This window comes from Bacteroidia bacterium, assembly GCA_041391665.1.
In the GTDB taxonomy this organism is placed as follows: domain Bacteria; phylum Bacteroidota; class Bacteroidia; order J057; family J057; genus JAGQVA01.
This window is the reverse complement of the sequence record JAWKNO010000001.1, coordinates 685,022-698,353: the sequence shown is the minus strand read 5'-3', so window position 1 is coordinate 698,353 and position 13,332 is coordinate 685,022. Positions and strand designations below refer to the sequence as shown.

At 45.3% G+C, this 13,332-nt stretch carries 12 protein-coding genes; 8 read left to right on the top strand and 4 right to left on the bottom strand.

Annotated features, from left to right (window positions below):
- The first annotated feature begins 37 nt into the window (after nt 1-37).
- The 5 genes from R3D00_02810 to R3D00_02790 all read left to right on the top strand — a co-directional run bounded on the left by R3D00_02810 (nt 38) and on the right by R3D00_02790 (nt 6,488).
- The gene (locus R3D00_02810) at nt 38-1,378 is read left to right on the top strand and encodes a UDP-glucose/GDP-mannose dehydrogenase family protein (GenBank protein MEZ4772086.1); all 1,341 of its coding nucleotides are present in this window, start codon (nt 38-40) and stop codon (nt 1,376-1,378) included.
- Nucleotides 1,371-2,330 carry a UDP-glucuronic acid decarboxylase family protein gene (locus R3D00_02805; GenBank protein ID MEZ4772085.1) on the top strand — a complete coding sequence of 320 codons (960 nt, stop codon included), beginning with the start codon at nt 1,371-1,373 and terminating at the stop codon, nt 2,328-2,330. The genes R3D00_02810 and R3D00_02805 overlap by 8 nt, the downstream gene beginning before the upstream one ends.
- Complete coding sequence (gene rfbC, locus R3D00_02800) at nt 2,311-2,862, top strand: dTDP-4-dehydrorhamnose 3,5-epimerase (GenBank protein ID MEZ4772084.1); 552 nt, start codon at nt 2,311-2,313, stop codon at nt 2,860-2,862. Before R3D00_02805 ends, rfbC begins: the two co-directional genes overlap by 20 nt.
- A 15-nt stretch (nt 2,863-2,877) precedes the next feature.
- Nucleotides 2,878-3,756 (top strand): glucose-1-phosphate thymidylyltransferase RfbA, encoded by an 879-nt coding sequence (gene rfbA, locus R3D00_02795; GenBank protein ID MEZ4772083.1) that lies wholly within the window; start codon nt 2,878-2,880, stop codon nt 3,754-3,756.
- Nucleotides 3,757-3,971: 215 nt separating this feature from the next.
- Nucleotides 3,972-6,488, top strand: a complete 2,517-nt coding sequence (locus tag R3D00_02790; GenBank protein MEZ4772082.1) for a hypothetical protein — start codon at nt 3,972-3,974, stop codon at nt 6,486-6,488.
- On the opposite strand, the gene R3D00_02785 is transcribed toward R3D00_02790, so the two are convergent.
- The 3 genes from R3D00_02785 to R3D00_02775 all read right to left on the bottom strand — a co-directional run bounded on the left by R3D00_02785 (nt 6,457) and on the right by R3D00_02775 (nt 8,510).
- Nucleotides 6,457-7,293: a glycerophosphodiester phosphodiesterase family protein gene (locus R3D00_02785; GenBank protein ID MEZ4772081.1), complete on the bottom strand. Its 837-nt coding sequence runs from the start codon at nt 7,291-7,293 to the stop codon at nt 6,457-6,459. The two genes, R3D00_02790 and R3D00_02785, sit on opposite strands and share 32 nt — an antisense overlap.
- A gap of 96 nt (nt 7,294-7,389) precedes the next feature.
- Entirely contained in the window at nt 7,390-7,872 is a 483-nt protein-coding gene (locus R3D00_02780; protein ID MEZ4772080.1) for a hypothetical protein, read from the bottom strand.
- Between the two features lie 23 nt (nt 7,873-7,895).
- On the bottom strand, nt 7,896-8,510 hold the full coding sequence (locus tag R3D00_02775; GenBank protein ID MEZ4772079.1) for an AAA family ATPase: 615 nt from the start codon (nt 8,508-8,510) through the stop codon (nt 7,896-7,898).
- A 139-nt stretch (nt 8,511-8,649) separates the two neighbouring features.
- Between R3D00_02775 and gcvH the strand changes: the two genes are divergently transcribed.
- Together gcvH and R3D00_02765 are read left to right on the top strand one after the other, a co-directional pair.
- Nucleotides 8,650-9,033: a glycine cleavage system protein GcvH gene (gcvH, locus tag R3D00_02770; protein MEZ4772078.1), complete on the top strand. Its 384-nt coding sequence runs from the start codon at nt 8,650-8,652 to the stop codon at nt 9,031-9,033.
- Between the two features lie 97 nt (nt 9,034-9,130).
- Entirely contained in the window at nt 9,131-10,933 is a 1,803-nt protein-coding gene (locus R3D00_02765) for a tetratricopeptide repeat protein (protein MEZ4772077.1), read from the top strand.
- Here R3D00_02765 and R3D00_02760 read toward each other — a convergent pair.
- Nucleotides 10,930-12,147 (bottom strand): serpin family protein, encoded by a 1,218-nt coding sequence (locus tag R3D00_02760; protein MEZ4772076.1) that lies wholly within the window; start codon nt 12,145-12,147, stop codon nt 10,930-10,932. The genes R3D00_02765 and R3D00_02760 overlap by 4 nt on opposite strands.
- Before the next feature lie 111 nt (nt 12,148-12,258).
- Between R3D00_02760 and R3D00_02755 the strand changes: the two genes are divergently transcribed.
- Nucleotides 12,259-13,290 carry a hypothetical protein gene (locus tag R3D00_02755; GenBank protein ID MEZ4772075.1) on the top strand — a complete coding sequence of 344 codons (1,032 nt, stop codon included), beginning with the start codon at nt 12,259-12,261 and terminating at the stop codon, nt 13,288-13,290.
- The last annotated feature ends 42 nt before the right edge of the window (nt 13,291-13,332 follow it).

Below are 13,332 nucleotides of genomic sequence, written 5' to 3'. Positions count from 1 at the left end.
TTTTAAATCATCTTAATATTTCAAATCGTAATCTAATATGAAAGTTGCCGTAGTTGGAACAGGCTATGTAGGCCTTGTATCAGGTACTTGCTTTGCTGAAGCTGGAAATGATGTCTTGTGCGTGGATAACAATCAGGACAAACTAGCGAAACTTCGGGCTGGAAAAGTCCCGATTTACGAACCCGGCCTTGAAACACTTTTTGAACGCAATACAAAAGAGGGGCGCCTCACCTTTACAGACTCCCTGGCTGAAGCTGTAAAGTTCGCAGAAGTGATTTTTCTGGCTTTGCCGACTCCTCCGATGGAAGACGGTTCTGCTGACTTAAAGTATGTATTAGGTGTTGCAGGTGATATCGGCGAACTGCTCACCGAATACCGTGTAGTGGTCAACAAAAGTACGGTTCCGGTAGGTACTGCTGACAAAGTTCATGCAGCTATTTCTGCTCGTACCGATGTGGAATTTGATGTTGTTTCCAACCCTGAATTCCTTCGTGAAGGATTTGCTGTTCAGGATTTCATGAAACCTGAGCGTATTGTCATCGGTGCCCGTACCGAGCGCGCTGCTGAAACTATGCGCAGACTGTACAAGCCATTTATCATGTCGGGAAATCCGATCATTTTTATGGATCAGCGCAGTGCCGAAGTAACCAAATACGCAGCAAACTCTTTCCTCGCAACCAAGATTTCATTCATGAACGAAATCGCCAACCTCTGCGAAAGAGTAGGCGCTGACGTGGACAATGTGCGCAAAGGTATTGGTACTGACTCACGTATCGGCCGCAGATTCCTTTTCCCCGGTGTTGGTTACGGAGGCAGCTGTTTCCCCAAAGATGTTTCTGCGCTTTTCAAAACTTCGCAGGAATACGATTACAATTTTCAGATTCTGGATGCCGTTATGAAGGTCAACTACACCCAAAAAGAGTTATTGGTGGAAAAAGTCGTCTCTCATTACGGTACTGATCTTTCCGGACTTACTTTTGGCGTATGGGGGCTTGCCTTCAAACCTAATACTGATGATATCCGGGAAGCTCCGGCGCTTGTGATCATTGAAAAACTGCTGGCAATGGGCGCTTCAGTGAAAGCCTATGATCCGGAAGCAATGGAATCTGTACAGACATATTATCCACAGCTTCAGATCGAATATACCCACAGCATGTATGAAGCCGCTATCGGTGCCGATGCACTCCTGTTGGTTACAGAATGGAACGAATTCCGCGCTCCTGATTTTGATAAGATTAAAGCTGGTTTGAAAAAACCAATTATTTTTGACGGAAGAAACGTATATGAAGTAGAAAGTATGGAAAGCCTTGGCTTTACTTACCACTCAATTGGCCGCAAGTCAGTCGTCGCCAGTGAAACCATCACTACGAATGAATAGAAAACAAAAAGTTTTGATCACAGGGGGAGCCGGGTTTCTCGGTTCCCACCTCAGTGATCGATTTCTCTCTGAAGGTTTTGAGGTTGTCGTCATGGACAACCTGATTACCGGAAACCTTGCTAATATCGCGCATTTATTTGGTGTGGAAGGATTTACGTATATCAAACACGACGTCACCAACTACACTTTTGTTGAAGGAAATCTCGATTATATCCTTCATTTTGCCTCACCGGCAAGCCCTATTGATTATCTGAAGTTACCGATTCAGACATTAAAAGTAGGAGCACTTGGCACTCACAAGATTCTTGGCCTCGCCAAAGAAAAAGGTGCCCGGGTACTGATTGCCAGCACTTCCGAAGTTTATGGCGACCCCATGGTTCACCCGCAGACCGAAGACTATTGGGGCAATGTCAACCCTATCGGCTATCGCGGAGTATATGACGAAGCCAAAAGGTTTATGGAAGCGATGACGATGGCATATCACCGTTATCACGGCCTTGAAACCCGCATTATCAGAATCTTCAACACCTATGGCCCCCGCATGCGTCTCGATGACGGGAGAGCACTGCCTGCATTTATGGGACAGGCACTCCGGGGAGAAGATATTACTGTTTTTGGAGACGGAAGTCAGACCAGGAGTTTCTGTTATGTTGACGATCTGGTAGAAGGTATTTTCCGCCTGCTGATGAGCGACTATTCGGGTCCGGTTAATATTGGCAATCCTGCGGAGATATCGATCCTCGATTTCGCCAAAGAAGTGATTGAACTTACCGGATCTAAGAGTAAAATCATTTTTGAAGACCTTCCTCAAGACGATCCTAAAGTCCGTCAGCCCGATATCACGCTTGCCCGCGAGATTCTGGGTTGGGAACCAAAGGTTAGCCGCCGGACGGGCCTTTCAACAACGCTAGAATATTTCAAAAAACAATTGCATGGGGTTCCGCAAAATTGAAACCGGTCTTCCGGATTTGATTATTATAGAACCTGATATTTTTGGAGATGACCGGGGCTTTTTTATGGAATTGTTTAACCACAATTCCTTCAAAGAAATGGGGCTCGGTCATCTCAATTTTGTTCAGGACAATTTTTCTTCCTCCGTAAAAGGTACACTACGGGGAATGCATTTTCAGACTCCGCCATTTGCCCAGGGAAAATTGGTGGCAGCACTTCAGGGGTCGGTTTTAGATATGGTCGTTGACCTGCGAAAAAACTCGCCTTCCTTCGGTCAGCATTATGCAAAAGTTCTTGATTCTACTGAGAAAACCATGCTGTACGTACCCGAAGGTTTTGCACATGGATTTCAGGTACTTTCTGATACCTGCCTGTTTTTCTACAAGTGTACGCAGTTTTACAACAAAGCAGCCGAAGGCGGAATTGCCTGGGACGACCCGGAGCTTAGCCTGCCCTGGGCTGATATTCCACCCGTCATTTCACCCAAAGACAAACTGCACCCCACTTTTGCCAGGTTTGAGTCGCCATTTTAGGAAATAAACCCTGCCATGAAAGGAATTATTCTCGCCGGAGGTTCTGGCACAAGGCTTTACCCGCTTACCATTTCGGTCAGTAAACAGCTTATGCCTGTCTATGATAAGCCAATGATCTATTACCCGCTTTCCACGCTTTTATCGGCCGGGATTCGGGAAATACTCATTATCTCCACCCCATCAGACCTGCCGCTTTTCCGCCAGTTGTTGGGAGATGGTACCAGGCTGGGAGTAACATTTGAATATGCGGTTCAGGAAAAACCCGAAGGGCTGGCTCAGGCATTTATCATCGGGGAAAAATTTGTGGGAAATGAGGACGCAGCGCTCATCCTGGGTGATAATATTTTTTACGGTGAGCAACTCGCCCAAACACTTTTTCAGGCGCGCCAGACCATTTCTTCGGAGGGGGGCGGAATGGTATTTGCCTACCACGTCTCAAATCCCAGTGCCTACGGTGTGATTGAGTTTGATAAAGAAGGCCAGGCAATCAGTATAGAAGAAAAACCGCCCGTCCCCAAATCTTCGTTTGCTGTGCCGGGCGTATATTTTTACGACAACCGGGTACTCGAAATTGCAGCCAACCTCAAACCCTCACCCAGAGGCGAACTTGAAATCACAGATGTAAACCGGATATACCTCAAACAGGGGAATCTGCGGGTATCCATTCTCGGAAGAGGAACTGCATGGCTGGACACAGGTACCCATGAATCGCTGATGCAGGCAGGGAGTTTTGTTCATATCATCGAAAAAAGACAAGGACTCAAAATCGGCTGTATTGAAGAGCAGGCCTGGCGAATGGGTTTTATTGACGACCAGCAACTCCGTAAGATCGCCGAGCCCCTGATCAAAAGCGGTTATGGAGATTATTTGATGAAGTTGCTGGAGGAGGAGTGAGGCACCAGTCCGCGACAACCTGAATTTCCTTCATCACACAGATCGCTTGCCTTTCAGTAATTCAATATCCTGAAGTTTCCGGCCAAGAACGTCATCCTGAGCTAAATGACTAAGTTCTTCCAGCATGCCAAGAACCCCAACTAAATGAAAATAAGATCAAAATTTTGATCCATGCCAATACGGTATTAGTTTACACCGTAATTACATTATTCGTCATGGCAAAATCGAAGCAAACTGCAGAACTATCTGCCTCCAATAGCTGGCAAAAGCAACTACTGACACACGCAGGCATCATTTTCGCATTCCTGCTTATCGTGCTGGTATTCTTCAAACCGCTCTTCTTTGAAGGGAAAATGCTCAACTGGCATGATATCATCCACTTCCAGGGAATGGCCAAAGAAACCCAGGACTTCCGGGCACAAACCGGGGAAGAAGCGCTCTGGGTCAGCACCCTATTTAGTGGTATGCCCGCTTACCAGACCAGCACCCAGTTTTCCGGCAATTTTTTCTCCACTATCAATAAAATTTTCTGGCTGGGCCTCCCCCGCCCCGCCAATTATGTACTCCTCTATTTTCTGGGGTTTTACTTTCTGCTCGCCTCCATGCGGATCAATCCCTGGCTTTCAGGAATAGGCGCTGCGGCTTTTGCCTTCTCCTCCTACTTCTTTATCATCCTCACAGCCGGGCATACCTCTAAAGCCAATGCTATCGCTTATATGGCACCTGTCATCGCCGGTGTGCTCATGGCTTACCGGGGAAAACCTCTGCTTGGAGCAGCAATCACGGCGTTTTTTCTTGCCCTCGAACTTACCGTCAATCACTACCAGATTACGTATTACCTGGCCATTGTCATCGGTATGCTGGGCATCGCTTTTCTCGTCGATGCCATCCGCAACAAAGAACTGCCGGCCTTCGCCAAAGCTTCCGGTGCCCTGCTTATTGCTGCGCTTTTTGCTATCGGCCCCAATGCTGGCCGTCTCATGACAACTGCCGAATATGCCGCCGAAACCATGCGCGGTAAAGCCGTACTCAAATCGGAAAATGAAGGAAAGGCAAAGGCCGGGCTGGAAAAAGAATACGCTTTCAACTGGAGCTATGGGGTAAGTGAATCATTAACCCTCCTCATCCCCGATATCTATGGCGGCGCTTCCGGAACAAAAGTGGAAGACCGCGAGTTGGAGCGTATGTTTAAAACCAATGACCTGATGCTGCCCACTTACTGGGGAGACCAGCCCAGCACCTCCGGCCCTGTTTATGTCGGTGCCATTATCTGCTTCCTGTTTGTACTTGGCCTGATTCTCGTCCCGGGCAAAATCAAATGGTGGCTCACAGCAGCTACTGCCCTATTTCTTATGCTCTCATGGGGACGATTTTTTGCCGGGTTTAATTACCTGATGTTTGACTTTTTCCCGGGCTACAACAAATTCAGGGCGGTATCGATGTGTCTGGTCATCGTCGAATTTACCATGCCTTTTCTGGCCATTTTGGGGCTCTCCAAGCTCATGGAAGCCAAAGAAGAGGGGATACCCGTCGCTTCGCTAAATAAGTCTCTATATATCGCCGCTGGCGTTACAGGGGGAATTGCATTGTTACTGGCTACCATCGGCGCACAGATGATGGCTTTCGAGCGCCCCTCAGACCTCGAAAGGTATAGCCAAATCCTCGATATTCTCCACGATGTGAGAAAATCCATGCTTGTCTCTGACGCATTCAGAGCTTTCGGTTTTATCCTCGCCGCCGGCGCTGTGTTGTGGCTATACCTTCGCGATACAATCAATAAAACGGTTCTTCAGGCTGTTCTTGCAGGCCTCATCCTTCTGGATATGGCACCCGTCGCCTATCGCTACCTCAACGATGGCGACTATATCACCAAACGCAAATACGAAAGCAATTTTGCGCCCCAACCTGTCAATAATTATATTCTTCAGGATAAAGACCCCAACTTCCGGGTGTTTAATTTCAACGCGCCGGACGGGCCTTTCAACGACGCAAAAACCTCCTATTTTCACAAATCCGTAGGTGGATATCATGCTGCCAAATTGCGCCGGTATCAGGATATGATAGATCGCCATCTGTCCAGAGAAATGCAGGATATGTACACCCTGCTGCAATCTCAGCCGACAGACTCGGCTTTCCGCGCCGGACTGGCGGGGCTGGAGATTTTCAATATGCTCAATACCCGGTATTTTATGTTTGATCCACAAAAACAACCGCTGCTAAATCCCGCCGCAATGGGTAATGCATGGTTTGTGCAGGAAGTACAGTTTGTCAATACACCTGACGAGGAAATTGCTGCACTTACCAATTTTAACCCGCGTACCACAGCTTTTGTAGATCAGGTGATTGAAAATGGCAGGTTCAAAAAACAATTTGAAGGATTTACCCCAACCGGCAATAATAGCGGAAGAATCGTACTTACTGATTTCAAACCCAACCACCTGACCTATCAGGCCAATACGCCTGTTGAAGCGGTGGGTATTTTTTCGGAGGTTTATTACAACGACGGCAAAGGCTGGAAAGCCTATATCGATAATGAGGAAGTGCCTCATTTCCGGGCAGACTATATCCTCCGGGGACTGCGGATTCCTGCCGGGGAGCACAAGATTGAGTTCAAATTTGAACCCAAATCCTTTACCACCGGAAATACGATCTCGCTGATTTCTTCGATCCTACTGTTGCTGGGATTTGCGGGAATACTTTTTATGGAGTTTCGTCCGAAACCAAAGCAATAACGCGGTCAGGGTAATCTGAGATAATTCCATCTACCCCGATATCGAGCATGCGCTGGATGTCGGGGTTTTCATTTAATGTCCAGGGAATGATTTTCATTCCTTTTTCGTGGACAAAATCCATCAGATTGTCATCTACTAATAGAAAATCAGGGCTGTAAATAGTTGGCACAAATCCCAGCTGAGAAAGATTCCACTCCGGAGTTTCTTTATTTTCGACCAGCAGTGCAAGGCTCTGATTGGGAAAATCTCTATGGATAATCTGCAATGTCCGCACATCAAAAGACTGAATGGTGGCTCTTTCCGCTATTCCGCCTTCATTGACAACCTCCATAAGCAGGCGGGCAAACACCTCTGGCTCCGGGTGAAAAATGTTATCTGTTGCTGGCGTACATTTCGTTTCGATATTGTACATTAAAGGAGCCACACCTTTCCCTCTTGCATAATTCTCTGCCGCGGTTATGACGTCTTTCAACAGCGGTTTTGAAACAGCCATTTTCTGCTGATTGGGGAAACGGGGATGAATTTTTGTGCCGCAATCATATAGCTGCACTTCCTCCCAGGTCATTTCAAAAATATTATGGCTTCTTTCTTCTTCTTCCAAAATTTCCTCCCCATTGGGCTTAAGGCTGATTTCGTGGTTGAAAAATGGCTCATGGGAAAGAACCACCTGCCCATCTTTGGTAATGACTGCGTCCATCTCGAGGGTGTTTACCCCAAGATCAATTGCGCGGAGAAATCCGGGAATCGTGTTTTCGGGCATCAGACCGCGACAGCCGCGATGCCCCTGAATATCGAGCGTATGCATAGATTCAGATTGATTGGAAATACCTGAACTACAGGCAGATATTAAAAAAAGTAAAAAAATATTTTTCACAGGGATGAGAATAAGATTTCGGAAAAATTACAACCGGGCTTCTGTCTTCAGGTCAATAATCCGGCGGGAAATATCGGCCTGTACACCTTCTTCAAAAGCTTTAAAAAATCCTTCGATTTCAGATAAAGAAATTTCCTGCCCCGATCCTCTTTGCACCATGTTTTCTGCCAGGCTTTTTGCCAGCCGAAAATAACGGGGAGAATACCCCAGTTTTGCATCCGGCACTACCTGCGTTTGGATATGCGCGATCAGCAGTTGGATTTCGGGACGCAGTATCGCCATCACTTCTTCGGCAATAGCTTTTTTTTCTTTTTCGGGATTTCGGTCTTCCAGAATACTAAGCGAAAGTCGTTTTTTCACCAGCGACTCATACATCGACTCAATTTCCTGAAACTGATTTCTGATATTTTGCATGATTCCCCGGGAATGTTTCCTATAGCGAAACAAAACCACGACAAGCGCAATAAAAATCAGCAGAAGTAAAAATATAGGTGATCGTACCAGTCCCATATCGTAAGTTTTTAAAATGGTTGTCAGTCAAAAATGATCTGATACTGAAAGGTTGACTTTAACTCAGGGTAAGCGCGGTTTACCCGCATAAATACCGGCACATGATGATCGCGTATCTGCTTTAAAAAGTAGGAGGTTTCCAGATTTGCGTATTTGTTTGTACTGTTAACTTCCCCTGTGGTTCGCTGTCCGAAGATTGCGTCTGCCTCATCAAAAAATAATATCCACTTTCCTTTTTCGGCCAGATCAAACAGCTTCTCAAGATTCTTTTCCGTTTCCCCTATATATAGAGAAACTGCGTGCTGAAGCCTGACATGATAGACCTTGCGTTTGAGCTGATTTCCAACCCATGATGCGGCAACCGCCTGATCCTTGATTTTGTAGGCAGCACCTACAAAAAGGCAGTTGGCCTCTCCCGAAGACATCGCCCCCGAAACCTCTTTAAGCTCTTCCTGCAAAACAGGCGGTATCTCCTTAAATTTTTCCGCGTCAAATGTTAACGTACGCAATACCTGATCCTTAAACATTTGATTAAGCATCTGATATTCAGGATTTTGCGAATACACAAACTGTGCTGAGAAAAAAATCAGCAGGCCGGCCAATACTTTAATGCGGGTAATTTTACGATAAGCTATCATAGGACATTTGATTCATTTTCCCCAAATGCGTTTCCAAGATACACATTTAGGTTTCCATAAAAAATTGTTGTAGTTTCGAGCGCCGAATAAAAAAAAATTTATATTTTGTTTTCTGTTAACGTGCAGTAACTTGATTCTCATGCATTTTCCTGAAGATTTATACTATACCAAAGATCACGAATGGATTCGGATCGAAGGAGAAAACGCCACGGTTGGAATTACCGCTTTTGCGCAAAACGAACTGGGCGATATTGTGTATGTAGAAATAGAAACACTGGATCAGTCCATTGAACGAAATGCAATTTTTGGTACAGTGGAAGCTGTCAAAACGGTATCTGATCTTTTTATGCCATTGGCAGGGACAGTGATTGATATTAATCCTAAACTTGCCGACCAGCCTGAACTGGTAAACAGCGACCCCTATGGTGAAGGTTGGATGGTGAAAATCCATATTGAGGAAAGTGCAGGTGTTGCAGATTTACTCAAGGCCGCAGACTATGCAAAAATGATCGGAAACGGTTGATTTTTCAGGCAAGATTTCACCTGCGATCATTCGCTTTTCTCCCACTGTAATTTGTATCTTGGGAAATCTTTCATCTGCCTTATACGTTTTAGTTGGTATGATACGACTGATTTCCTTATTCCTCCTGAGCTTTTTGCTCATATCCGGTTTTGCCCAAACCGATCCTGAAGCTGATCTTGCCGAAAAATATTTTGCCGACGGCGAATATGAATCTGCGCTCGAACTTTTCGACAAAGTTTACCGGAAAGATCCCCAGGAAAACTATGGGCTCCGAATTGTCAGCTGCTACGAAATGTTGGGCCAATTCGAAGAAGGCATAAAATTTCTCGACAAAAATGCCAGGCGGCAATCCTCCGGGGTTATTTTCTCCCTCCTCAAAGCATCCCTTCTCGAAAAAACCGGTAGTCTGAAAGAAGCGGACAAACTCTATCTCGATGTAATTGACAAACAACTCATCCTTCAAGGTGATTTTGTGCGCGCAGGTGCTTATCTCTACCAGGCAGGCAAACTGGAGCTTGCCAACAAGGCTTACCTCCAGGGGCGCAAACGGTTAGGCGACCCCTATATTTTCAGCAATGAAATCGCCAATATCCATACACAACTGGGAGAGTTTGATAAGGCGACAGACGAATACCTGAACATGTATTACGCCAGTGCATCCAATCTCAGTGCGGCGAATCTTGCTATTCTGAATCTCGTCAACCCGCAATCAACCCAGGAAGTAGAAAAAGCGCTGCTTCAGGCGGTAGACAAACAACCCAACGACAACGGACTTCGCTCCATACTGTATGAATACTATGTACAGGCCGAAAACTTTTACGAGGCCTTTATCCAGGTGAAATCGATCGACCGCCTGTTCAGAGAGGATGGCGACCGTATCTATAATTTTGCCGAGACCATGCGAAACAATAAAATGTACGACCTCTCCAATGAGGCGTATGACTATATTATTGAACGAAAAAAAACATCCCCCTACTTCTACCGGGCTCATTTTGAGAAAGCGGTAAACGGAGAACTCAAAGCCTTTGACCAGATTCCTGTCGATATGCCGTCTGTACAACAGGCGGTCAATGATTACGGCAATTTATTGAAAGAATTTGGCTACAAACCGCAATATTTTGATGCCATATATCGCAGAGCCAAGCTGATGATATTCTATCTCAACGACCTGGAAACAGCGAGAACCGAACTGGAAGAAATCGTCAGGCAAAAGCAGTTTTTACGTCTGGAAGACTGGGCACAGGGACAGCTTCTGATCGCCGATGTATTGTTGATGCAACAGGAATACAACAAGGCAAAACTCATCTATACAGACGTGTCTGAAAGCTTCAAAGACCGACAGATCGGGGCATTGGCAAAATTTAAGCTGGGACAAATGGCGTACTACCGGGGAGAGTTTAACCTGGCTCAGGCTCTTTTGGGAGCAATCAAAGACAATACCTCAAACGACATCTCCAATGACGCAATCAAACTCAATCTCCTGATTATCGACAATACAGGTCTTGATACCACAACCACAGCACTGGAGATGTTTGCCAAAGCCCAGCTCCTTACTTACCAGAGAGATTATAAAGGCTCACTCAAATTGCTGGATTCGCTGGCCTATCAGTTTCCGACACATACCCTGGCTGACGAAATTTTATGGGAGCGATCAAATATATTCCTCAAACAAAATGATATTTCTTCGGCAATGATTTACATTGACCGGATCCTCAACGAGTTTAGTACCGATATCTACGGAGATGATGCGCTCTATACCAAGGCCCGTATTTACGATTATTCGATCAAGGATCCGGAAGCAGCCATGCAGTATTATATGGAGTTTCTGAAGCTCTTTCCGGGAAGCTTGTTTTCGGTTGAAGTACGAAAAAGAATTCGCGAACTGCGAAAAGAAGGTTAATGATCTCCTTCAAATACGCCCTGAAGCAATAGCAGCCCTGTATGATTTTCTATCACCGCTATATAAAATGGCCGGTTGAAAATCAATTCGGGTAAATTAGGCTCGGAAGGTGTTTGTCTGAGTTTTGTTTTGGCAAACCGATTGTCTCCTATACCCGTTTCATTTACCTCAAAATGCACGCCCTGAATCACCTGGTCAAGCCAGAGCGGCTCTTCACTCATTTTGGAGAAATCGGCCTTTTCCGGATCAAAAACCTGACTCAAGCCCATTTCCCTGAGCAAAGGGCCAAAATATGTTACCGTATTCAGCGAAAATAACGGAATGGACACAGATATATCCACTGTAGAAATAGCAGATTCTTTTTTCCATTTTGCCGGCTCAAAAATTCCATGGACGTCTGGCAGCTTTTGCCCTTTCTCAGGCATGGCCAGTATACAGCTAAAGGATTCTGTACCAAATGGAAGGAAAATGGCTTCCCAATCCGGCATTTTAAGCACCGGGAAAGATCCTGATGCGCGCATCATCTCTATAGCGACGGGACGTTTGTCGTAAGGGAAAAATAAATCTGTGCGAGAGCCCATCTTTTCAAAAGGATTCCGCCATACACCTTTCATCATGATCATCTGGGCAAATATCATATTCCCCTGTAACAACTCCAGAAAAGAAGAAATCCGGCCGTTAGAAACTTCTTTTGCCCATGAATTCACCTTTTGCTGGGCTCTTTCCGAGCTAAAGTTCAGGGGTCCACCACTGGTTTGGAAGAAATTTTTAAAGGCTTCCCGGATACCTGAATTCATTACAATCCCCTGATGATACCATAAGGCGTTTTTTAAGCGAAATCTGGCCCAACGGTCTGCACGATCCAACGCTTCCAGCAATTCGCCCATGAGGGCCGGATTGGGAAAAATAGCCGGATCTGCCATTTCCCTAAATTCCTGCTCCGAGTCATTATCAGAAATATACAGCATCATGGTAAGCAAAACAGAAAGCCCCGCACCGGAAATCATCCCGCTACCGGCATGGTGTTTGTACCACAACCGAAATTGTTGGGAGGAAAAATCATTGACAGCAGAAGAATATTTGCTAAATTTTGCAGGATCCCATGAAAATAAAGCCTGCTGAAAATGGCCGCCAAATTCTTCAGCCCTAGCCCTTTTTAAGGGCAAAATATCGTTCATAAACAAACGCTTCAGGGCTAAGATAATTTCCTCCATGCCAGTAAGTTACAAAAACCTCCTTGACAGTATAAGTGCCAGGTGGAAAAAGTGGGATACTTTGCAATGTTTTTATACTTTTGTGGTTTCCTGAAATAATAAGGCTAATCTATGATTGTTAGATCTGCACTCATGATCAGTACTCCTTCGTCTGAGGATGCTCAAGTTTCCAGTCTCGTTGCGACTCCTCAGGAGTTTTTGGACTTACGGGAGGTACTCAATAATCCCAAGATTGGTGGGTTTGGAAGAATGATTTCTCTTGCCGAGAGTGATTGTACCAAAGCAAAAAGAGAGATTGTGCGCTTTTTTCAAAAAAGAGAATTCCATGAACTACTACTTTTATACCTCAATGGCTTTGAACTGGTCAGTGAAGGTGATCGGCTATATTTTGCAGATAGCAATACAAATCCAGAGGCATTGGAAGAGACCTCTGTGTCTGCAAGATTTATTTATGATGCAATGAAAGACTGCGAGGCAGAACAAAAAATTCTGATCATTGATTGTTTTTCAAGAGATGAAATGGATGCCGAAAAGAAATTTCACAAAGAATCGATGCTGGCAGATTTCTCCCGGGCAACCCAATCATTTGTACTTACTTCTCAGGATACATTAGGTACATCGCAAACGGCCGATGGCGTAAAAAATCCTAAGTTCACGGCAACACTTGTTGAGGGTTTAAAAACTGGAGATGCAGATCTCGACCAGCGGGGTTATATCTCTGAGGATGAGCTTTTTCTCTATATCTATAAGCGAATGAACCAGTACGGCATTGCACCCAACCTGTTTCTTAGCTCAACCAATCAGCGCAAAAGGATCAGAGTCGCAACCAATATCAGATTCTCTGAGATACCTCCCTTTGTGGAAGAAGACGGAGCAATAAACTTCGGTCGTTTTTTCCGGCTAGTACAAAAAAGAGTGGATGCTTCAGATGATGAGAAACGAAGTCTGAGAAAAGTCATTCGCAGGCAACCCGAGGTTACTTTTCTGAAAAGAATAGGTGCTGCTGTATTATCAGGGTTTATTGCAGGAACTGTGGGCGGTCTGCTTTTGGGGGTTCCTATCCTCAGCTCAATAGGAATTGCTTTACTTGTGATCGTGACGATCATCACCCAGGCACTGATTGCACGGAAATTATCTATGTGATTTTTCTGTTTTCATAGACATAAAGAAAAAGGAGTACCTCAA